Genomic DNA, 20,359 nt, shown 5'->3' with positions numbered 1-20,359 from the left:
TGGAACGGGAGGCCAGGCGGCGCGGGGATGGAGAGGGGGCAGGTGGGGGGTGGGGGAACTTGGGGGAAAGGGGGCTTCGGGCGCACGCTTTGCAGGCGCAGCGGTTACCGTGCTGACGTAAGTGGACCTGGGGAACAAGGGGGAGGGCCGATGCCCGGAACCGTGCTGCTGCTCGCGGCCTCGCCGACGGGCAAAGGGCGACTGGTGGACGCGGCCTCCGTGCTCCCCGTGCTCGCGGCCGTGCCCCCGGCGATACTCTCCGGCACCGACACCGCCAACGTCGTCGAACTCGCCGACCCCCTGGAGCCGCAGGCCGTGCTGACCCGGCTGCGGGCCGCCGCGGCCGCCCCCGGACCGCTGACCCTGTTCGTCACGGGCCAGCTGCACCTGGACCGCAGGCAGCGGCTGCCGCATCTGGCCCTGGCGCGGACCACGCCCGCGACGGTGCGGTACACCGCGCTGCCCTGGCACTGGATCCGGGAGGAGCTGCGGCTGCGCCCGCCCGGGGCGACGTCGCTGGTGCTCGACCTGCACGCGGACCACGAGACCTGGGCGCACCTGCGCACCGCTCCCCTGGACTCCGGGCGGAACAACGCCGTGCACGGGCGTATCGCGCCGCCGCCCGCCCGGCGGGAGGTCGCCGTGCCGTCGTACATGAAGGCCGTGGCGACGGTGCTCAGGAGCGGGCACCGGCCGGCGCTGGAGCAGCTGCACCAGCAGGTGCTCGTGCGGCTCGGTGCCGAGACCGCCACCGACATGCTGCTCAGCACGTACGGCCCGGACGGCGGCGATCCGCACGACGCCATCAGCTCGGCCGTGCGGGACGGGCGGTACGCGGACGCGGACGGACTCGCCGCCCGTTGGGAGGAGGCCGCCGCGCGGGCGCACGGGCCGGCCTCCGAGGACGCGCTGCACTGGTCGGAGGTACGGGCCGACCTCGCGATGTTCGCCGGGGACGCGGTGCGCAGCTGCCGTACCTGGCTGACCGTGGCCACCACGCGGCTGGCCGCCGGGGAGCCCGCCGACACCCCTGCCGTGGAGGCGGCCGTGGACCGGGCCCACCACCAGTGGGGGGCCATCAAGGACGCGGCGCGGGCCCGTGAACTGGGGCCCGCGCTCGCGGAGTTGAGACTCAGGGTGCCGGGCCGCCGGGAAGGTGCCCTGGACCACGTCCAGCAGCACCTCCGGCAGCTTCAGACCAGCTGACCGGGAGCCGGCTGGCTAGCTCGTGAAGGTGAAGTACTTCCAGGCGCCGTACGTCGTGGAGTTGACGGTGTCGCCGGACGAGCCGTTGATGTAGTCGGAGCGGACGCGGAAGCGCCAGCCGACGTCCTCCTTGTGGTTGCCGCCGAACTCGACCTTCGAGAGCCCGCTGGTGGCCAGGGCGAAGTACTGGGAGGTGTCCGAGTACCAGCGGCCCTGGTAGTAGACCTGGAAGTCGAAGCGCTGGGCACGGCCGTCGTAGTACGGCATCTTGGTCGTGAACAGCGGGTTCTTGGTCTTGTGGAAGTAGTAGTAGGTCTGGCCCCAGGCCTTCTTCGACTTGTACTGGCGGCTGACCGACATGGAGATGCTGACCTTCGCGCCCACCGTGCTGGACACCGAGCGCGGCTGCCAGCGGGCGTCACCCGAGAACTTCGCGGTGACCTTGGTGTCGCGCTTGAGGTCGAGGACGACGGACAGGTTGCCGTGCGAGTCGACCTTGCCGGACTTCACCAGCTTGTTGGGCTTGTCCGAGCCGAACGGGTCGGCCCAGATCTCCACCGTGCGGTTCTTGTACGTGGTCCCGAGGTGGGCCGTGAACTTCACGTCCTTCCCGTACGCGTACACCTTGCCGTTGTTGTTCAGCGACAGCGTCGGCTTGGCGCGGGAGACGTCCACGGTGTCCTTGGCGGACGCGCCCGTGTGCCCGGCGTCGCCCGCGTAGCTGACCCGGTACGTCACCTTGCCGCCGGCCGGCGGGGTGTCGGTGAACGAGTAGGTGCCGTCCGCCTTGACCGTGACCGCGGGCAGCGCCTTGCCGTTCGGGGACTCCAGGTCGGTACGGGTGACCGCGAGCGGGGTGCCCGCCGGCAGCGCGACCGTCGAGGAGAGCTTGCCGGTGACGGTGAGCTGCTTGGCGCGGGTCGCCGACGCCGGGGCGTTCACCGTGAGGGTGCTGGCGGCCTTGGCCGGGCCGTCGTACTCGCGCAGGGAGTACACGTCCGCGTCGTTGGACGTCACCGCGAACAGGCGGGACGCGTCCGGCGCCCAGGCCAGCCCGCCGGTGGCGAGGGTGTCCGCGCCGCTGGAGTGGCCGGTGTTCGGGAAGTCGTAGGAGCGGACGGCCTCGCTGCTGCCCGGGTGGAAGATGTAGACGTCCGGGTCGTACCAGGCGAAGCTGCCGCCCGCGACCGTGCCGTCGGGCGCGATCGCGACGGAGTTCGGGTAGGCGGTGGTGGTGTACTTGCCGTCCTCGTTCAGGTCGGACGTCTTGAACACCTGGTGGTAGTACGGCGCTCCGCTCGCCACCACGACGTCCTTGCCGTCGGGGGTGACCTGGAGGTCGCCGAGGTTGCTGCCGGCCTCGCGGGTGCTGGCCAGCTTGGCGGCGGTGCCCGAGGAGACGTCGTAGGAGGCGACCGTGGCCGGGCTCAGGCCCAGCTGGCCGGCGACCAGGATGTCGGTGCCCGGCGCCGCGTCCAGGACCGGCGCGGAGTACCAGCTGTTGTCCTGGTCCAGCGTGACCTCGTGCTGGTCGCCGGTGAGGTCGACGGAGCCGATGTTGCCGCCCGCGTCGCCGCCGTAGCCGAACCAGAGCTTGCCGCCCGCGAGGGCGACGCTCAGCGGCTTGTCGCCGACCGCGTAGCGGGTGGTCTCGGTGTCCGTCGCGGTGTCGATGACGGCGATGGCGTCCTTGTCCTGCACGGCCGCGTAGAGCGTGCCGGAGTCGGCGGACAGTTCGAGGCCGGCGACGCCGGAGAGATCGGTGGTGAGCTGCTTGAGCACGGTGCCCGAGTAGTCGGTGACGACGATCTTGCCGTTGCTCGGGTCGCTGACGAACACCTGCTGGTGGGCGCCGTCGACGACGATGTCACCGACCGACTTGACCGGCAGGAGCCCGCTGGTGTCGGCGTAGGCCGGAGCGGCCGCCAGGGCCGCGGAGCTGAAGAGGACCGCCAGGGTGGTGGCGGCCGTGACGGTGCGCATACGCACGCTGATTCGAACCCCCCGGATCGAATGAAGTGGGCGCCACAGAACGCGGCCCACGAATGTGCGAGTCCTCTTGTGTGAGTTCCCTGTGGGCCGCGTGTGGCGGATGCAACGAAGACTAAGTCATGCCACTGACAATCGGCATCCGGGATTCCCGGGCGGGGGCGGAAGCCGGTCAGGCGTACGCGTCGAAGGTGATCGCGCTCGGCTTGGCCTTGGCGAGGTGGTCGTCGAACTTGGCGTCCTGGAGCGGCAGGTTCGCGTCACCCCAGTCCGAGGCGTTCAGCACGTCCCGCAGCTTGGACGCCATGTTGTCCCAGGTCAGCAGGTTCTCCTGGTGCCAGGCGCCGTCGTCGTTCTCCGGGGTCTCGCCCCACTTGGCGAACCGGAAGTCGTGGGTGCTCAGACCGTCCTTGTGGTAGACGACCTGGACGCGCCGGCCGCTCATCGGGACGTCGGCGACCGCCTCGGTCTCGAAGTCGCCGTGCTGGGAGGCGGACAGGTACGACGGGTAGTCGGCGCCCTGCTTCACCCAGACGACGATGCACTCCCAGTCGTGGCGGTGGCCGATCCCGGGGGCGGCCTCGTCCTTCTCGAAGTAACTGGCGTAGATGATCCCGCACCAGCCGTTGTCGCACTTGGCCCGCGAGTAGGTGTTCGCGTGGTCGAGATGGCCGTCGCGGCACTGGCCGGTGACCGAGCCGGTCGGCTTGAGGCCGCCGTTGAGGTTGCCGTCGGGGTCGATGGCGGCGGCGGGGTAGCAGCTGTCCGTGTCGTAGTCGTACAGCGGCTCGAAGAACTTCTGGAACGTCGTGGCGTTCTCCGGCAGGTTCTGCAGCACGCCCGCGGAGGCGCTGAACGGCAGAGCGAGGGTGAGCGCGGCGGCGCTGCCCACGACGGCGGCGGCTCGGCCGGGTCGGCGGGTCCTGGTTCGGGACATCGGGGGGCTCCAGTCGGTCCTCGATTGGTTCCGGACATGACATCCGGCTGGAGAGAGCGTGGCGGCCCCGGGCGTGCGAGGGAAGGGCTTTCTGTCAAACGGCGGGCGGCATTTCGCGGAACTGGTCAACCCGCGTCCACAGGCGGGGAGTCGGCGTGTTCAACGCGGTCCGTGTTCAGGACGGTCCGTGTTCAGCGAGGTGCGTGTTCAGGGCGGTCCGTGTTCAGCGCGGTGCGTGGTCGGCCGCGGCCGGGGCGGTCGACCGCGGGCCGCTGTCCGCCGCTCCGGCGGGGCCCGCGTTGCCGGCCGTGACGAGTGCGACCACCGCGATCACGGCGGCTGCCACACTACGGACGGTGGGCGTACCGCCGAACGAGCGGAGCCAGGAAGGGAGAAGCGCGGCGGGGCGTGCGGCAGGGCGTGCGGATGTGCGTCCGGGCACGGCGACCTCGCAACAACAGGGGCGGGTTAAGCAGGTTTAATCCGCCGTTTAACCTAGGGGCAGTCAGAGCTCAACGGCAAGGGGTGCAAGGGGAGTTGGGGGGAGTGGCACAATGCAGGAACGGGACGACCCGGAGACCATCGGGCGACGGGTGCAGCAGTTGCGCACCGAACGGGGGCTGACCCAGCGACAGCTGGCCGAACCGGCCTACACGCCCGCCTACGTCTCCACGCTGGAGGCGGGCCGGGTACGGGCCTCCGACGAGGCGCTGCGGCACATCGCCGGACGGCTCGGCGTCGGCTTCGAGGAGCTGGCCAGCGGGCGCCCCGCCCACCTCGCCACCGACCTCAGGCTGCGGCTCACCGAGGCCCAGCGCACCCTCGCCACCGGCGCCGCCGAGGAGGCCGCCGCCCAGTACGCGGCCCTCTTCGAGGAGGCGGAGGCGCACGGGCTGGCCGTGGAGCAGGCCACCGCGCTGCTCGGCATGGGCGAGTGCGCCCTCGACACCGGCGAGCTGGGCCGGGCCAGGGAGTTCTTCGAACGGGCCGAGCTGTGGACGGCCGGCGAACCGCTGCCGGTGCGCGTCCCGGCGATCCGCGGCCGTGCGGTCAGCCACTACCTCGCGGGTGAACTGCGGTACGCCGTGTACCTGCTGGAGTCCACCCTCGACGAGCTCAACCGCGGCGGCCTGCACGACCCGGACGCGCTGCTGCTCCTGTACGCCTCCGCCATCGGCCCCTACATGGACATGGGCGCCCACGCCCGCGCCGCCCAGGCCGCCGAACTCGCCCTCGCCCTCGCCCCGCAGGCCGGCGACCCCGCTCTGATCGCCCGGATGCACCGGTCCGTCGCCCGTACGCTGCTCGCCGAGGGCCGGGTCGCCGAGGCCGACGCCTCCCTCGCCAAGGCCGCCGAGCTGTACCGTCAGCTCCAGCTGCGCACCGAACTCGCCAACTGCCACTGGATGCGCGGCTACGTCTGTGCGCAGAACGGCGAACTGGAGCGGGCCGAGGCCGAGTTGAGGGAGGCGCTGGCGATGCTCTCGGAGACCCGTGCCGCCCTGTACCGCAGCCAGGCGGCCGTGGAGCTGGCCGACGTCCTGCACCGGCGGGGCAAGTCGGACGAGGCGGCCGGTCTCCTCCACGACGTGCTCGGCGACCTCAACTCCGAGCGCGGCGCGGTCCATTCGGCCGCCGCCCACCGGCTGCTCGGCATCATCGCCGAGGACGCGAGGGACACCGAGGCGGCCGAGGAGCACTACGTCCGGGCGCTGAGCCTGCTGGAGCGGGCGGGCGCGGCCGGTGACCTGGCGGACCTGTGCCGGCTCCTCGGCGACCTGCTGCGCCGCACCGGCCGGGTGGAGGCGGCCCTCGACGCGTACCGCACCGGCCTCGGTCACCGGACGGCCCCGGGCACGACGACCCTGGGCCCGGCACCGGCGCAGCCGCCGCTGTAGGGAGGACGCCGGCCGTGGCCCGTGCCGGGCGACGGCTCTTTCAGGGGCGCGGGGCGGTACCGATGTGCGGCTCCCCCGCGTGGGCGCGACCAGCTCCCGCCGGACCCGCACCCGACGCACAGCCTCCTCTGTGCCGAGCGACAGCTCCCGTCACTACCTTCCCCGAAGTGCACAACCAACGGACAGTCGCCGACGGCCTGCGTCTCCTGACACGGGCCGTCGTCCACGTGGTCCTCGGCGGCACCGCCCTGCTCGCCATCGCGACCGTCGTGTCCGTCCTGGGCCCCAATCTCGCGCTCGACCTCTACACCCCACCGGTGGCCGCCTGGTGGACGGTGTTCACGGCCGTCGCCGTCCAGGGCGTCCCCTTCCTCCTCCTCGGCACCGTCGTCTCCGCCGCGATCGGTGCCTTCGTCCCGGAACGGGTCTTCACCCGGCTCCTCCCCCGCAACCCGGCCCTCGCCGTTCCCGTGGCGGGAGCCGCGGGCGTCGTCCTGCCCGGCTGCGAGTGCGCCTCGGTGCCGGTCGCCGAGAGCCTGATGCGCCGCGGGGTCGCCCCGGCCGCGGCCCTCGCCTTCCTCCTCTCCGCCCCGGCCGTCAACCCGGTCGTCCTGGTCGCGACCTCGATCGCGTTCCCCGGCCGGCCGGAGATGGTCCTGGCCCGCCTCCTCGCCTCCTTCGGCACGGCGGTGACGATGGGCTGGCTGTGGACGCGGTCCGGCCGCGCCGACCGGCTACGGCCGCCCCACCGCGCCGGGGCACACCAAGTCTTCGGCCCGCGTGCCTTCCTCACCGGCCTCCAGCACGACTTCCTGCACGCCGGCGGCTTCCTGGTGCTGGGCGCGGCGGCCGCGGCGACCTTCAACATCGCCGTACCGAGGTCGGTCCTCGACGCCTTCACCGGCTCCGCCTGGACGGCCGTACCGCTCCTCGCCCTGCTGGCCGTCGTGCTGTGCGTGTGCAGCGAGGCCGACGCCTTCGTGGCCGCCTCGCTCAGCGCCTTCCCGGCCACCGCGAGACTGGCGTTCATGGTGGTCGGCCCGATGGTCGACCTGAAGCTGCTCGCGCTCCAGGCGGGCACCTTCGGCCGGGGCTTCGCGCTCCGCTTCTCCTCGGCGACCTGGCTGGTGGCGCTGTCGGCCTCCGTCCTGGTGGGCTGGTGGCTGCTGTGAGGCGGTACGGCGGCCCGGTCCTGCTCTGCCTGGTCGGCGCGGCGGTCCTGCGGATCACGCTCCTCGGCGACCTGTACCTCCGCTACGTCCAGGCGGCCCTGCGCCCGTACCTGATCGCGTCCGGGACCGGCCTGATCCTCCTAGGCATCGCCACGGCGATCCCGCGCACCCGGACCCGGACACCGGACGAACACGGCGACGAGGTGGGCGGAGCCCACGGCGACGAGCCGGGAGGAGGCCGCCGCGACGAACACGGAGCTGAGGGCGGGCATGGAGGTGGGGGCGGGCACGGGCGCCATGCTCACGGTCCTCGTGTCGCGTGGCTGCTCGCGCTTCCCGCTCTCGCCCTGCTGCTCTTTCCACCGCCGGCCCTCGGCTCGTACAGCGCGCAGCGCGAGGCGGCGCAGCGGGCGGCGCAGGGCGTCGGGACCTTCCCGGCGCTGCCGTCCGGCGACCCCGTGCGGCTGACGCTCGCCGAGTTCAGCTCACGGGCGATCTACGACAGCGGACGCTCGCTGACCGGCCGTACGGTCGTGATGACGGGGTTCGTGACGGACGGCGCGAGCGCCGGCAGCTGGTACCTCACCCGGCTGACGGTCACCTGCTGCGCCGCCGACGCGACCACCGGCAAGGTCGAGATCCGGGGCGCGGACGCGCCGCCCGCCGACACCTGGGTCACCGTCACCGGCACCTGGCACCCCAAGGGCCGACTCGGCTCGGACGCGGCCTGGCCGCCGGTACTGGACGCGACGGCACTGAAGACGGTGCGGCAGCCGTCCGACCCCTACGAGACCCGCTAGGCCCCGGCCGCGGGGCGGGGGCTCAGGCCTGGGCGCGGCCCTTCTCGCGGACCTGGGCGAGGCGTTGGACGCCGGTGCCGAGGGCCTGTCCGGTGGTGTCCGAGGGGAGCGTGCCGAGGGCACCGGTGGTGAGGACGATCGCGTCGTCGCCGACGCGGACCACGGCGAGGTCGAGGGTGAGGGTGCTGGGGTCGGTGTCGGCGGACCCCTGCCAGGTGACCGTGACGCGCAGGCCCTGCCGCGCGTCCCCCAGTACGGGCAGGCCGGCGTCGGCGACCTGGACGAGTTCGACACCGGAGCGGGTCGTCTGGGCCGTGAACCGTCCGCAGCTGCCGGGCAGGGTCCGCAGCCAGGCCAGCGTCCGGTCGAGGCCGGCGGCGTGGCTCGCGTCCACCTGGTAGCGGAGCTGGGCGGCGTCGTCGCCGTCGTCGAGGGTGACGACGGCCTGCGGTCCGGCCGGGGCGCCGGCCACGTCGTCGGCGTACAGCGCGTCGAGCAGGCGCTGGCAGTCCGGTTGCGCCGTGGTCGCCTTCAGCAGCCCGTCGTGCCAGGTGGCGGTGCCGTCGCTCGCCGTCCACGGCACCCCCAGGTCCGCCTCGCTGATCAGCGCGGCCTGCGCCTGGTCGACGGTGAGCACCGGGGCACCGGACGCGCCGGGCGAGGCGGCGGCGCTGGCCGGGGCGGGCCGGTCGGCGGCGGCCGGGGCGGAGCCGGGCGCGTCGGCCCGCGGGGCCGGGCCCGCCGTGCACGCGGAGACGGCGAGCAGACCGGCCACGGCAAGACCGGAGGCGGTGACTCTCATGGCGGGGCCTCCCGGGGACCAGGACCAGCGGCGGAAACGGCTGCTCCCACGCCACCACCGCACGACCCCGGCCACCACCGCTCCGACCCGTCCGGGTGAGCCGGCCCGGCCGGACGGGCGGCCCGCGCGGCACTCACGACGGCTCCGCGTCCGTCACATCCCGGAACACCACGAGCGGCCCCGCCCGGCCGGCCTCCCCGGCGCCCGCCCCGCCTCCGAGCGTCCCGGATGCCGTATGACGGCTGCCGTCGTGTCTGCGACGGTGCCGGTGCCGTATGACGGGGCCCGTCCCGTCGCATCGGTGCCGGTGCCGGTGCCGGTGCCGGTGTCGGTGTCGGTCTAGCGCGCCCGCGCCCGCGCCTGCGCCTGTGGCGGTGAGCGGGGTGTGGCCGGGTGGGGGTTCTGGGGCGTGCGTAAGGTCGGGACTGACGGAAGGAGCCCTCTGTGGCCGGTCAGCGCATTCCTGTGATCATCGACTGCGATACCGGGGTCGACGACGCCCTCGCCCTGTTGTTCGCCGTCCGGCATCCGGGGCTGGAGCTGCGGGCGGTGACCTGTGTCGCCGGGAACACGGACGTGGACGGGGTGGTCCGCAACACCCTGACCGTGCTGGAGCGGGCCGGCGCCGGGGACGTCCCGGTCGCCCGGGGCGCGGAGCGGCCGTTGCTCGAGGCGGCCCGGTCGGCCCGGCACGTGCACGGGACGGACGGGATGGGGGACCTGGGGCTGCCCGCACCGGCCGGGCGCCCCGTCGACGTGGACGCCGTGACCCTGCTGCGCCGCGAGATACTCGCCTCGCCCCGGCCGGTCACCCTGATACCCACCGCGCCGCTCACCAACATCGCCCTGCTGCTGCGCACCCACCCCGAGGTGACCCGGAACATCGAGCGGATCGTGTTCATGGGCGGCGCGGTCGCCACCGGCAACGCCACCCCGGTCGCCGAGTTCAACGTCTGGCACGACCCCGAGGCGGCCGCCGTGCTCCTCACCGCGGGCGTGCCGATCACCATGTACGGCCTGGACGTCTTCCAGCGGGTCGTGGTGCCGGGCCCGGAGGTACGACGGCTGCGCGCCAGTACGGAGCCCGGGGCCCGGCTCGCCGGCGACCTGCTCGCGCACCGGCCCGCCGCCCCGGACCCGGACGGTGTGGCCGGGGCCGGCGACGACGCGGCCGGCGGTCTCGGCGACGCGGGCGCCGTGTGTGCCGTGGCCGACCCGGGCGGGCTGACCACCCGGCTGCTGCCGGTCGAGGTGTCGCTGGCGCCGGGGCCGACCCGGGGCCAGACGATCGTCGACCGGCGCCCGCGCCCCGGCGAGGCCGAGATCCACGGCGGTGGCCGGGAACGGTCCCTGGTGGACGTGGCGCTCGACGTGGACGTGCCCCGGTACGTTCGGCTCTATCTGCGGACGGTCGCGGCGACGACCCCGGGCGGACCAGGCGAAGTGAACTGAGGACACCCGCTGGACGGAGACACGCGTGTGCCCCGGCCGTCCGAGACGGCCGGGGCACACGTCGGTGCGGGGCGGTGGCGCGTCAGCCGCGGGCCGCCTTCCGGCGCCGCGTCGCGACGACGATCGCGCCGCCGCCGGCCAGCAGCACGGCCGCGCCGCCGGCGAGGTAGCCGGTGCTGGAGCTGGCGCCGGTGTGGGCGAGGTCGCCGCCACGGCCGGAGTCGGTGCTCGGCGCGGGCGCCGGGGTGGTGCTCGACTCGGACGCGGAGGGCGTCGGAGTGGCGGTACCGGTCGAGGAGCTCTCCGAGGGTGCCGGGGCGGTGGTCTCCTCGGCCGGGGTGGACGGCTCGGCCGGGGTGGACTCCGACTCCGAGGGCGCCGGGGCGGACGGGGACGGCGACGAGGACTCGCTGGTCGAGCAGTCCTTCGTACCGCCGTTCCAGGACGCGATCAGCTTGTCCTTGATGACCGCGTGGTCCGGGCCGGCCGGCAGGTCCCCGTGCTCGAAGCCGTCGTTGGCGTCCTTCTCGCCGTCGAACTTGACGGCACCCCGGTAGAGGTCGATCTGCGCGAAGCAGCCGGCGTCCGGGACCGCGATGTCGAGGGAGTCGGTCTGGCCCTGCTTGACCGTCACCGAGTCGAAGTCGACGAAGATCTGCTGCCCGGAGGTGGCGAAGGTGGGGCCGTGGGCGATGTAGGAGGCGAGCGAGGCGGTGCAGCTCGCGGCGCCACCGGCGGCGCGGACCTTGATGTGCACCTTGCCGTCGTCGGTGACCTTCAGGTTCTGGTCGTCGACCTTCACCGAGTCGAAGAAGTCCGAGCCGTCGACCGAGAACTGGCACTTGTCGGTGCCGGTCTCCGTGCCGGCCCCGGTGCCGGGGCTGTAGTGGCCGCCGGAGTTCCAGCCGTCGCCGCCGGGGGCACCGCCGTGGGCCCAGGCGCCGGACGCGCCCGCGACGGTGGCGGCACACAGGGCGAACGACGCGACGCCCGTCCCCAGCAGGCGGCGCGCGGTGACATGGCTGGCTATGGACATGGATATCCCATCGTGCGGAAGTCAGCGGATGCGGAGTGCGGCGAAGAAACACGGGGCCCATTGGTCACATGAGCCACGGTGTGCGGCCCATGGTGGTTGGCCCCGCCGAATGCTGTCAACCTGCCCTGAGGCAAGGGACGTTCGGTGACCATCACAACTCCCTCACACAGGGAACGATCCGCTCCGGCCGGTGTGAAGGTTCGCTTTCGCGGCAATATGGACAGGCTTCCAGTCGGTGCCCCTGCCGGGCCCCTCCGTCCGGGTCCCTTCGTCCGAAAGGAACAAGCGTGGTCGACCTCTCCTCCAGGAACCCCGACTGGTGGCGTCAGGCCGTGATCTACCAGGTGTATCCGCGCAGCTTCGCCGACGCGGACGGCGACGGACTCGGTGACCTCAAGGGCGTCACGGAGCGGCTGTCCCATCTGGCCGCGCTCGGTGTGGACGCCCTGTGGCTCAGCCCGTTCTACCCGTCCGAACTCGCCGACGGCGGCTACGACGTCGCCGATCACCGGAACGTCGACCCGCGCCTCGGCACCCTCGACGACTTCGACGCGATGACCGCCGAGGCGCACCGGCTGGGCCTGAAGGTGATCGTCGACGTCGTCCCCAACCACACCTCGCACCTGCACCCCTGGTTCCAGGAGGCGCTGCGGGCCGTTCCGGGCTCCCCGGCCCGGGACCGGTACGTGTTCCGGGCCGGCCGTGGCACGCGCGGCGAACTCCCGCCCTCCGACTGGCAGTCGGTGTTCGGCGGCAGCGCCTGGCAGCGGGTCCCGGACGGCGAGTGGTACCTGCATCTCTTCGCCCCCGAACAGCCCGACCTGAACTGGGAGCACGAGGAGGTCCGCGCCGACTTCCGCACCACCCTGCGCTTCTGGTCGGACCGGGGCGTCGACGGCTTCCGGATCGACGTGGCGCACGCCCTGGTGAAGGACCTCGCAGAGCCGCTGCGGGACGTGTCCGAGTTCGGGGCGACCGGCGAGGAGGCGCTGGAGCGGGTGCCGCCCGGCACCCACCCCTACTGGGACCGGGACGAGGTGCACGAGATCTACCGCGACTGGCGCAAGATCTTCGACGCCTACAGTCCGCCCCGCACGGCCGTCGCCGAGGCCTGGGTGCCCGGCGCCCGCCGCGCCCTGTACGCCCGCCCCGACGAACTGGGCCAGGCCTTCAACTTCGAGTATCTGCAAGCTCCCTGGGATGCCGACGCGCTGCGTCAGGTGATCGCCGACTCGCTGGCCACCGCGGGCGCGGCCGGCGCCTCCGCCACCTGGGTGCTGTCCAACCACGACGTCGTACGGCACGCCTCCCGGCTGGTGTTGCCGCCGGGCACCGACGAGAACGCCTGGCTGCTGTCCGGCGGCCACGCCCCGCGGACCGATGCCGCGCACGGCCTGCGCCGCGCCCGCGCGGCCACGCTCCTCATGCTGGCGCTGCCCGGGTCGTCGTACGTCTACCAGGGCGAGGAACTCGGGCTGCCCGAGGTCGCCGACCTACCCACGGCCGTCCTCCAGGACCCGATCTGGGAACAGACGGGCCATGTCCGCAAGGGCCGGGACGGCTGCCGGGTGCCGCTGCCGTGGACGACGGACGGACCGTCGTACGGCTTCGGGGCGGGCGGCGCCTGGCTGCCGCAGCCGGAGTGGTTCGCGTCGTACGCGGTCGAGGCGCAGGCCGGTGCGGAGGGCTCCACCCTGGAGCTCTACCGCACCGCGCTGCGGCTGCGCCGCAAGCTGCTCGACGGCGAGACGCTGACGTGGGCCGAGGCGCCCGAGGGTGTGCTGCACTTCGCCCGGACGGACGGCTGGCGGTGCGTCACCAACGTGTCGCACGCGCCGGTGCCGCTGCCGCCGGGCGAAGTGCTGCTCGCCAGCGTGCCGTTGCCGCTGGACGGCACGCTGCCGCCCGACACCACGGTGTGGCTGGGCGCCTGACTCAGCCTGCGGTGGGACTGGGGGTCCCGCCGTTGCCGACCCCGGCGCCGCTGCCCGTGAAGCCCGGCTCGCCCGGCAGCGCCGGCGGCTTGGTCGTGCTGTTGACCGGCGGGGTGAGCACGACCTGCGGCTGGCCCGGGTCCGGCGGCGGCGGGGTCAGGTCGGTGGCGGGCAGCTTCGGCGCGGTCGTCTCCTGGAAGAGGACCGAGGGGAAGTCGACCAGGCCGGTCTGCTCCATCACCGTGATGTGGTCGAGGACCGTGGCGTTGGCCTGGTCGGCGAGGGTGCGCACCAGGGTGTTCGTGGTGGTGGAGCGGACCTTCGCGATGGTGTTGAAGATCGAGCCGTGCGTCACGCGCAGGATGTTGGCGAAGTCGGTGTCGAACTTCTTCCCGCTGTCCGCGGTGAGGGTGCTGACGAACCCCTGCTGCTGCGGCGAGGCCACGTTGGGGATGGCGATGTTGAGCATCTGGCTGATCTTGCGGCAGCTGATGTCCAGCGCCGCGTGACCGTCGATCAGGTGCTTGCTCGCGGTGATGACCGCCGGGGTCGTGCCCTTCTTCAGGCCGAGCTGACCCACCGGGTACTCCCAGAGGCCGGCCGCGCGCACCTTCACCACGAAGTCACGGTCGCCCTCGGTCAGCGGCCCCCACTGGGTGTTGGCGATGACCCTGGTGGCTGAGCTGGACGTGGTGTTGACGCCCAGCATGCTCGGGTAGGCGAGTGCCGCGAGGGTCAGGCTCAGGGCACCTCCCACGAAGAGAGTGCCTGTCGCGTTGCGCGAAAAGGGCATCGGAGCCTCCGGCCCGGTCGGGGGTCCCGCGTGCCGCGGGGTCGGACGCAGAGAAGTACGGACAGGGAAGCGCCCGAAACCTTTTGGTTTGGCAAAGAACTTGTGAGGCCTTCCCCGGCGGGACCCGCCACCTGGCCATGTCTTCGCCAGCGAACGGTGATGATTTCTCCTGGTCTATGTGGCCATGACAAAGCTGGCGGCAGGCTTCGCCGCATGCCCCCACACTCCTCGCCCCGAGTTCCCCGGCTGCCCAACGGCGCGGCGCCGCGGGGCCCGGCGGCGCTCCCCGTGCTCCCCTACCGCAAGCCCACCAGAGGCCGTGACTACTGGGTGTTCGACGACGTCCTGCCGGACGTGGACGCCGTACGGGAACGGTGCCTGGCCAAGGACGACTGGGTCCAGGGCTACCCGTACACCACGGAGACCTGGCCCGGCCTGCGCACCATGCCCGGTCTGGAGCCCGCCGAACTGGACGTCGTGGAAGCACTGGTGCGGCAGGCCACCGGCGCCGGGAAGCTGTGGGTGCAGCAGGCGCCCGGCGGCGGCACCCTCAACCACAACTGCGTCCAGGTGGTCGGCGAGGGGGAGAGCGAGCCGCGCCCGCACACGGACTCGCGGGCGCTGTGCCGGTACGCGGCGGTGCTGTACCTCAACCCGGGGGTGGCGAAGGACTGTGGCACCGCGTTCTACCGCCAGTCGCTGCCCGGCGGCCGGCTCGGCGGCAACATCGTGCAGGCCCCGCACAACAACCTCGTCGAGGCCCTCGGCACGCGGTTCGTGCCCGGCGACCACTTCGAGGAGGACGTGCGCGTCCCGCACAGGTACAACCGGCTGCTCCTCTACAACGCCAACCTCGTGCACAGCGCGACCGGTTACGCCGGGAAGACGCTGGAGGAGAAGCGGATGACGGCGGTGTTCTTCTGGATGGCGTGAGCGTCGCGTCCGTGCCGGCGGTCCGTGACGGCGGTCTGTAACAGCGGGCGTGACACGACCAGGACGGGCCCGTGACGGCGATCTCCGAACTTTCCTCCAGGGGCCCGCATCGAAAGGGGTGTCCGGCAGAGAGCCGGGGAGATCGCCACCGCTGGGGGACACCATGCCGAAGCAGCTTCGCAACCGCCGTACCAACGTCCGCAAGAACGCTGTCGCCGTGACCGGCGCCGCCGCGCTGCTGGCGCTGCTGACCGCGTGCAACGGCACCGCGAGCGGCTCCGTCAGCGCGGACGGCGGCACGGCCGCCCCGGCCGCCGGCGACTCCACGACGGCGGACGGTTCGAGCGGCGGTTCGACCACCGGCTCGTCCACTGGTTCGAGCACTGGTTCGAGCACCGGCTCCGGTTCCGGGAGCAGCGAGAGCGGGAGCACCTCGGGGTCGTCCGCCTCCGGCGGTTCGTCCACTTCCGGGGGCAGCTCCTCCGGGGGTTCCGCCGCCGGCTCGGTGCCCGCCTGCCAGGCCTCCCAGCTCTCCTACTCCTGGGCCGACCCGGGCAGCGGCACGGGCCAGCAGAAGCACGCGGTGGTGGCGTTCACCAACAAGAGCGGCCACACCTGCACGATGTTCGGCTTCCCCGGCGTCGACCTGGTCAACAGCGGTCAGAAGTGGTCGCTCCAGCGCGCCAGCGCCACCCCGCACCGGGTCACCCTGGCCAACGGCGCCTCCACCGACTTCGCGATCACCTTCCTGGTGCCGGCGCAGGGCGACTCCGGCACGTTCACGCCGACCACGGTCGTCGTCACCGCGCCGAACCAGCGCACCTCGTTCGACCTGCCCTGGCACGGCGGCGCCGTGGTGCTCCAGGACGGCGCGACCCACCCCGGGACGTACATCGGCCCCGTCGGCGAATGACCCCGGGCGCGCCCTCGGTGCACGGCGCGTCGCACACGCACCGGAAGCCGGTGCGGCCGGTGGAGCCGTCGGCGGCGGTGTCGCGGATGGGGAAGGTGCCGCGCCGGCCGGGCGGTGTGGCGACCCCGGGGCGCGGGCAGGCCGGTGATAATCGGGCCATGGTCCGATCTCTCCCGGCCGCCGGACGCCCGCACGGGACGCCGGTCGTCGCCACGTGAACCTCGCCGAACCGTACTGCCGTCTGCTGCCCGACGTGCTGTCGGCCGGTGCCGCGTACCCCCTGGCCCTGACCGGAGACCACGCGGCCCTGGCACACGGTCTGTTCGACCGCCCCGGCCGGACCCTGGACGTCGCCACACAGCACCCGGCGCCCATGCGGATGATCGTCGGCACGGTGACGGCGGCCCTGCGCGAACGCGGCTGGCAGGTCGTCGTCCGCGAGACCGACCCGCTCTCCGCCCGGCTCGTCGTCACCGACGCGGTCGCGGGGGACGAGAGCGAGGTCGACATCCTCAAGGAGGCGCTCTGGCACCCGCCGGTCCGGACCGAACTCGGGCTGACCCTGGCCCTGGAGGACGTGGTCGGCATGCGGGTGTGGGCCCTGACCGACCGCGGTCTGCCCCGGGACCTGCTGGTCGTGCGCGCCGCGGCGGACCGCTGGTCCCTCCCCGATCTGGAGGACCTGGGCCACCGTCATGCCCGGGACACCTTCGACCTCGCCGACCTCCAGTCCCGCCTGACCGGCACGGAGTGGATCGACGACCGGGAGTTCGCGGTCCTCGGCCTGGACGACCGGGCGATCACCGAACTGCGCCACTGGGCCCAGGCCTGGGCGGACGACATCGCGGAACGCCTGATCGAAGGCCGGCCGCCGGAGGACTGACGTGTGAAGTCGGGCGGCGCGCGGTACGGAGCTAGGTGCAGACCGCCCTAGTCGTCAGGAGTCACGTCGTGAGCAGTGTCGCCATCGTGGGAGCCGGGCCGGGGCTGGGGGCCGCCGTCGCCCGGCGGTTCGGGCGGGAGGGGTACGCGGTCGCGCTCGTCGCCCGGGACGGCGGCCGGCTCGGGGTCCTCACCCGTGAGCTCGCCGGGCTCGGGATCGACGCCCGGGGGTACTCCGCCGACGTGCGGGACCCGGCCGCCCTCGCGGCGGCGCTCGCGCGGGCCGGTGAGGAACTGGGGACCGTCGAGGTGCTCCAGTACAGCCCGGTGCCGCAGGCCGACTTCATGCGGCCGGTGCTGGAGACCACCCACGCCGATCTGCTCGGGCCGGTCGAGTTCTCGGTGTACGGGCCCGTCGCCGCCGTGCAGCAGGTGCTGCCGGGGATGCGGGAACTGGGCCGGGGGACCATCTTGTTCGTCAACGGGGGGACCGCCGTCATCCCGCATCCGGACCGGGCCGGGACCTCCATCGCCTTCGCCGCGGAGAGCGCGTACGGGCACCTGCTGCACGACCGGCTCGCCGGCGAGGGGATCCACGTGGGGCAGCTGGTCATCCCCGGGGCGATCGTGACCGGGCACGAGAGGAAGGACCCGGCCGTGCTCGCCGAGACGCTCTGGGCGATGCACCGCGACCGCCACGGATTCCGCCACTACGCCGACGACCTGGAAAGCTGACGCCCCCCTCACGTCCCCTCACCCACCCCCTCCGCCCGCCCGTCGCTCCTCACGCCCTGGCCCCGCCGCGCTCCTCGGCCCCCTCGCCCGTCGCCCCACGCGCCGGTACCCCGCGCCCACCCCTGCCCGTGCGCCTGTCTTGCCCCATCAGCGCGCCTTTTGAGTGGATCTGCGCGAACATCATTTGTGGGTCAAAATGGTTTTCGGCCTGATTGCTCCCCGCAGGGAGCCTGCGATGGGTAAAGGGGGCCAGCGATGGCTGTGGAAATTCCTCCGCTCGTCAAATCCTCCCGGCTCAGAAGCCGTGGAGGCCTGCTCGGTGAGTGCCTGGCAGAGTTTCTCGGGACCTTCGTGCTGATCTCGTTCGGCTGCGGGGTCGTGGCCATGGCGGTCGCGGCGCTGCCCGGGTCCGGGCGTGCCGCGACGCCCACGACGATCTTCCTCGCCGCCGGCGACTGGCTCCTGATCACCTGGGGCTGGGCGCTGGCCGTCACCTTCGGCATCTACGTGGCGGGCGGCGTCAGCGGCGCCCACCTGAATCCGGCGGTGACCCTCGCGTTCGCCGTGCGGCGCAGGTTCCCCTGGGCGAAGGTGGTGCCGTTCTGGGTGTCGCAGGTGCTCGGCGCGCTCGCCGGCGCCGCGCTGGTCTACCTCGTCTACCACGACGCGATCAACGCCTTCGACGCCGTCTCCAAACCGCCCAAGGTCGGCGGTCACACCGAGGCGACCTTCTCGATCTTCGCCACCTTCCCCGCGCCGTACTTCCACGGCGGGACCTGGGGGCCGCTGATCGACCAGATCGTCGGTACCGCCTTCCTGGTCATGTTCGTCGTCGCGGTGATCGACCTGCGCAACACGGCGGTGGGGTCCAACCTCGGCCCGTTCGTCATCGGCCTCGCCGTCGCCGCCATCGGCATGTCCTACGGCGCGAACGCCGGCTACGCCATCAACCCCGCCCGCGACTTCGGGCCGCGGCTGCTCACCTGGTTCGCCGGGTGGAAGAGCCTCGCGTTCCCGGGGGACGGGGCCTGGTTCAGCGGCTACTGGTGGATCCCGATCGTCGGTCCGCTGATCGGCGGTGTGATCGGCGTGCTGCTCTACGACCTCTTCATCGGTGACGTCCTGCACGACCGGCTCAAGCTGGGCGAGTTGCCGGAGCCCGGCCGCACCCGGCCCACCACGGACGAGAACTGACCGTAGGGGCGGTGCCTACGGCTGCGGATCCACCGGTTCCCCGGCCTGCCTGCCCAGGCGCTCCACCAGTTGCTGTGCCTTGGTGACCCCCGTGTCGATCTGGTCGGCGTACTTGCCGTCGGTCCGCTCGTCGGCCAGGTCGCCGGCCTTCTCCAGGCCGCTGTCGAGGACGTCCCCGTGCTGTCGGGCGATGTCCTCGGCCTTGTCCTTCGCCTTGTCCGCCAGGTCCTTGAGTCCGTCGAGTCCATCGAACATGTGCTCATCGTCGCCAGTGCGGGCCACCGCTGACAAGACCGCACGGAACGGCGCCCGGGGTGCCCGGCAGGGCGCGAAAGGGGCGCCCCGCGACGGACTCGCGCGGTCACGGGTGCAGTACGGTCACGAAGCTGATCCCGCATCCGGACCCGACGGGCGAGCGGCCCATCACCCCCTGGAGAGACGCCATGAGCACCAGCCCCCTCCTGACCGGCCTGAGCGAGCGGCTGCCCGGGCTGCGCGCGCTCTACGAGGACGTGCACGCGCATCCGGAGCTGTCGTTCCAGGAGGAGCGGACCGCGGCCCTGGTCGCGAACCGGCTGCGGGAGCAGGGCTGGAAGGTCACCGAGGGGGTCGGCGGCACCGGCGTGGTGGGCGTGCTGGCCAACGGGGACGGTCCGGTCGTACTGCTGCGCGCCGACATGGACGCGCTGCCGGTCACCGAGGAGACCGGGCTGCCGTACGCCTCGCGGAACGACGGGGTGATGCACGCGTGCGGGCACGACATGCACGTGGCGTGGCTGCTGGGGGCGGCCGGACAGCTGGCCGCGGTCCGGGACGGGTGGCGCGGGACGGTGGTCGCGGTGTTCCAGCCGGCCGAGGAGGTGGGCGGGGCGCCCAAGATGCTCGCGGACGGGTTCGCCGACCGGTTCCCGCGGCCGGACGTGTGCCTGGCCCAGCATGTGGCGGGCGCGCCGGCCGGTCTCGTCGGGACCAGGGCGGGGGCGTTGATGGCGGGCGCGGACAGCCTGCGGGTCACGCTGTTCGGGCGGGGCGGGCACGGGTCCACGCCGGAGGCGACCGTCGACCCGGTGGTGCTGGCCGCCGCCGTGGTGCTGCGGCTCCAGACCGTCGTCTCCCGGGAGGTGGCCGCGGGCCAGCAGGCCGTCGTCACGGTCGGTTCGATCCACGGCGGGACCAAGGAGAACATCATCCCGGACAGCGTCGAGCTGAAGATCAACATAAGGTCCACCACGGCGGCCGTACGGGACCGGGTGCTGGCGGCCGTCGAGCGGATCGTACGGGCCGAGGCGGCCGCCTCCGCCGCACCGCGGGAGCCGGAGATCGTCCCCATCGACTCCTTCCCGGTCACCCACAACGACCCGGAGGCGACCGAGGCCGTCCAGGCCGCGCTGGCCGCCGAATTCCCCGGCCTCACCTTCGAGCTGACCTCACCGGTCCCCAACAGCGAGGACTTCGGCGCCTTCGGTACGGCCCTGGGCGCGCCCTCGGTCTTCTGGTTCGTCGGCGGCGCTGACCTGGCGCTCTACGCGGACGTCGACCTGGAGGCCCTGGCCGCGACGGCATCCCGCCGCAGATCCCGTCCAACCACTCCCCGCGCTTCGCCCCCGTCCAGGAGCCGACGATCGAGACGGGCGTACGGGCGCTGCTCGCCGCGGCGGCCCACTGGCTGACCCCCTGAACCCC

18 protein-coding genes and 1 pseudogene are annotated in these 20,359 nt (G+C 72.9%); 12 read left to right on the top strand and 7 right to left on the bottom strand.

Going from position 1 to position 20,359, the window contains the following annotated elements:
* Positions 1 to 150 precede the first annotated feature (150 nt).
* Complete coding sequence (locus MB828_RS11795; RefSeq protein WP_133023611.1) at positions 151 to 1,206, top strand: hypothetical protein; 1,056 nt, start codon at positions 151 to 153, stop codon at positions 1,204 to 1,206.
* Positions 1,207 to 1,221: 15 nt separating this feature from the next.
* On the opposite strand, the gene MB828_RS11790 is transcribed toward MB828_RS11795, so the two are convergent.
* From MB828_RS11790 to MB828_RS11780, 3 genes are all read right to left on the bottom strand, one after another.
* Complete coding sequence (locus tag MB828_RS11790; RefSeq protein WP_301648114.1) at positions 1,222 to 3,195, bottom strand: Ig-like domain repeat protein; 1,974 nt, start codon at positions 3,193 to 3,195, stop codon at positions 1,222 to 1,224.
* A 172-nt stretch (positions 3,196 to 3,367) separates the two neighbouring features.
* Positions 3,368 to 4,132 (bottom strand): NPP1 family protein, encoded by a 765-nt coding sequence (locus tag MB828_RS11785; protein ID WP_301648113.1) that lies wholly within the window; start codon positions 4,130 to 4,132, stop codon positions 3,368 to 3,370.
* 223 nt (positions 4,133 to 4,355) lie between these two features.
* The gene (locus tag MB828_RS11780; RefSeq protein ID WP_301648112.1) at positions 4,356 to 4,478 is read right to left on the bottom strand and encodes a hypothetical protein; all 123 of its coding nucleotides are present in this window, start codon (positions 4,476 to 4,478) and stop codon (positions 4,356 to 4,358) included.
* 208 nt (positions 4,479 to 4,686) lie between these two features.
* On the opposite strand from MB828_RS11780, the gene MB828_RS11775 reads away from it, so the two are divergent.
* From MB828_RS11775 to MB828_RS11765, 3 genes are all read left to right on the top strand, one after another.
* Positions 4,687 to 6,030 carry a helix-turn-helix domain-containing protein gene (locus tag MB828_RS11775; protein ID WP_133023608.1) on the top strand — a complete coding sequence of 448 codons (1,344 nt, stop codon included), beginning with the start codon at positions 4,687 to 4,689 and terminating at the stop codon, positions 6,028 to 6,030.
* 167 nt (positions 6,031 to 6,197) lie between these two features.
* Entirely contained in the window at positions 6,198 to 7,202 is a 1,005-nt protein-coding gene (locus tag MB828_RS11770) for a permease (protein ID WP_301648111.1), read from the top strand.
* Positions 7,199 to 8,002 (top strand): TIGR03943 family putative permease subunit, encoded by an 804-nt coding sequence (locus MB828_RS11765; protein ID WP_301648115.1) that lies wholly within the window; start codon positions 7,199 to 7,201, stop codon positions 8,000 to 8,002. Before MB828_RS11770 ends, MB828_RS11765 begins: the two co-directional genes overlap by 4 nt.
* A gap of 22 nt (positions 8,003 to 8,024) precedes the next feature.
* Here the strand turns inward: MB828_RS11765 and MB828_RS11760 are convergent, their stop codons facing one another.
* On the bottom strand, positions 8,025 to 8,804 hold the full coding sequence (locus MB828_RS11760; RefSeq protein ID WP_301648110.1) for a hypothetical protein: 780 nt from the start codon (positions 8,802 to 8,804) through the stop codon (positions 8,025 to 8,027).
* Positions 8,805 to 9,248: 444 nt separating this feature from the next.
* Between MB828_RS11760 and MB828_RS11755 the strand changes: the two genes are divergently transcribed.
* Complete coding sequence (locus tag MB828_RS11755; RefSeq protein WP_301648109.1) at positions 9,249 to 10,256, top strand: nucleoside hydrolase; 1,008 nt, start codon at positions 9,249 to 9,251, stop codon at positions 10,254 to 10,256.
* A gap of 82 nt (positions 10,257 to 10,338) precedes the next feature.
* Here MB828_RS11755 and MB828_RS11750 read toward each other — a convergent pair whose 3' ends face one another.
* Positions 10,339 to 11,292 carry an LAETG motif-containing sortase-dependent surface protein gene (locus MB828_RS11750; RefSeq protein WP_133023604.1) on the bottom strand — a complete coding sequence of 318 codons (954 nt, stop codon included), beginning with the start codon at positions 11,290 to 11,292 and terminating at the stop codon, positions 10,339 to 10,341.
* A 287-nt stretch (positions 11,293 to 11,579) separates the two neighbouring features.
* Here MB828_RS11750 and MB828_RS11745 point away from each other — a divergent pair, with 287 nt between their 5' ends.
* Positions 11,580 to 13,226 (top strand): glycoside hydrolase family 13 protein, encoded by a 1,647-nt coding sequence (locus MB828_RS11745; protein WP_301648108.1) that lies wholly within the window; start codon positions 11,580 to 11,582, stop codon positions 13,224 to 13,226.
* A gap of 1 nt (position 13,227) precedes the next feature.
* On the opposite strand, the gene MB828_RS11740 is transcribed toward MB828_RS11745, so the two are convergent.
* Positions 13,228 to 14,019 carry a DUF4142 domain-containing protein gene (locus tag MB828_RS11740; RefSeq protein ID WP_207920586.1) on the bottom strand — a complete coding sequence of 264 codons (792 nt, stop codon included), beginning with the start codon at positions 14,017 to 14,019 and terminating at the stop codon, positions 13,228 to 13,230.
* Between the two features lie 213 nt (positions 14,020 to 14,232).
* On the opposite strand from MB828_RS11740, the gene MB828_RS11735 reads away from it, so the two are divergent.
* The 5 genes from MB828_RS11735 to MB828_RS11715 all read left to right on the top strand — a co-directional run bounded on the left by MB828_RS11735 (position 14,233) and on the right by MB828_RS11715 (position 18,676).
* Positions 14,233 to 14,952 carry a DUF6445 family protein gene (locus MB828_RS11735; protein ID WP_301648107.1) on the top strand — a complete coding sequence of 240 codons (720 nt, stop codon included), beginning with the start codon at positions 14,233 to 14,235 and terminating at the stop codon, positions 14,950 to 14,952.
* 163 nt (positions 14,953 to 15,115) lie between these two features.
* On the top strand, positions 15,116 to 15,865 hold the full coding sequence (locus MB828_RS11730; RefSeq protein WP_301648106.1) for a DUF4232 domain-containing protein: 750 nt from the start codon (positions 15,116 to 15,118) through the stop codon (positions 15,863 to 15,865).
* 214 nt (positions 15,866 to 16,079) lie between these two features.
* Positions 16,080 to 16,748: a hypothetical protein gene (locus MB828_RS11725; RefSeq protein WP_301648105.1), complete on the top strand. Its 669-nt coding sequence runs from the start codon at positions 16,080 to 16,082 to the stop codon at positions 16,746 to 16,748.
* A gap of 68 nt (positions 16,749 to 16,816) precedes the next feature.
* Complete coding sequence (locus MB828_RS11720; RefSeq protein ID WP_046727714.1) at positions 16,817 to 17,482, top strand: SDR family NAD(P)-dependent oxidoreductase; 666 nt, start codon at positions 16,817 to 16,819, stop codon at positions 17,480 to 17,482.
* 255 nt (positions 17,483 to 17,737) lie between these two features.
* Positions 17,738 to 18,676 (top strand): MIP/aquaporin family protein, encoded by a 939-nt coding sequence (locus tag MB828_RS11715; RefSeq protein ID WP_301648104.1) that lies wholly within the window; start codon positions 17,738 to 17,740, stop codon positions 18,674 to 18,676.
* Between the two features lie 15 nt (positions 18,677 to 18,691).
* Here the strand turns inward: MB828_RS11715 and MB828_RS11710 are convergent, their stop codons facing one another.
* Positions 18,692 to 18,931 carry an antitoxin gene (locus MB828_RS11710; RefSeq protein WP_301648103.1) on the bottom strand — a complete coding sequence of 80 codons (240 nt, stop codon included), beginning with the start codon at positions 18,929 to 18,931 and terminating at the stop codon, positions 18,692 to 18,694.
* Between the two features lie 188 nt (positions 18,932 to 19,119).
* On the opposite strand from MB828_RS11710, the pseudogene MB828_RS11705 reads away from it, so the two are divergent.
* Positions 19,120 to 20,354: pseudogene (locus MB828_RS11705) on the top strand (amidohydrolase).
* Positions 20,355 to 20,359 lie beyond the last annotated feature (5 nt).

The organism is Streptomyces arenae, from assembly GCF_022343545.1.
Taxonomy (GTDB): domain Bacteria; phylum Actinomycetota; class Actinomycetes; order Streptomycetales; family Streptomycetaceae; genus Streptomyces; species Streptomyces humi.
This window is presented reverse-complemented; position numbering and strand designations above follow the sequence as displayed.

What these genes read in the sequence shown, in the direction of transcription:
- MB828_RS11795 (WP_133023611.1), top strand. Translation starts at nt 151, where the DNA reads ATGCCCGGAACCGTGCTGCTGCTCGCGGCCTCGCCGACGGGCAAAGGG.
- MB828_RS11785 (WP_301648113.1), bottom strand. Translation starts at nt 4,132, where the DNA reads ATGTCCCGAACCAGGACCCGCCGACCCGGCCGAGCCGCCGCCGTCGTG.
- MB828_RS11775 (WP_133023608.1), top strand. Translation starts at nt 4,687, where the DNA reads ATGCAGGAACGGGACGACCCGGAGACCATCGGGCGACGGGTGCAGCAG.
- MB828_RS11760 (WP_301648110.1), bottom strand. Translation starts at nt 8,804, where the DNA reads ATGAGAGTCACCGCCTCCGGTCTTGCCGTGGCCGGTCTGCTCGCCGTC.
- MB828_RS11750 (WP_133023604.1), bottom strand. Translation starts at nt 11,292, where the DNA reads ATGTCCATAGCCAGCCATGTCACCGCGCGCCGCCTGCTGGGGACGGGC.
- MB828_RS11740 (WP_207920586.1), bottom strand. Translation starts at nt 14,019, where the DNA reads ATGCCCTTTTCGCGCAACGCGACAGGCACTCTCTTCGTGGGAGGTGCC.
- MB828_RS11735 (WP_301648107.1), top strand. Translation starts at nt 14,233, where the DNA reads ATGCCCCCACACTCCTCGCCCCGAGTTCCCCGGCTGCCCAACGGCGCG.
- MB828_RS11730 (WP_301648106.1), top strand. Translation starts at nt 15,116, where the DNA reads ATGCCGAAGCAGCTTCGCAACCGCCGTACCAACGTCCGCAAGAACGCT.
- MB828_RS11715 (WP_301648104.1), top strand. Translation starts at nt 17,738, where the DNA reads ATGGCTGTGGAAATTCCTCCGCTCGTCAAATCCTCCCGGCTCAGAAGC.
- MB828_RS11710 (WP_301648103.1), bottom strand. Translation starts at nt 18,931, where the DNA reads ATGTTCGATGGACTCGACGGACTCAAGGACCTGGCGGACAAGGCGAAG.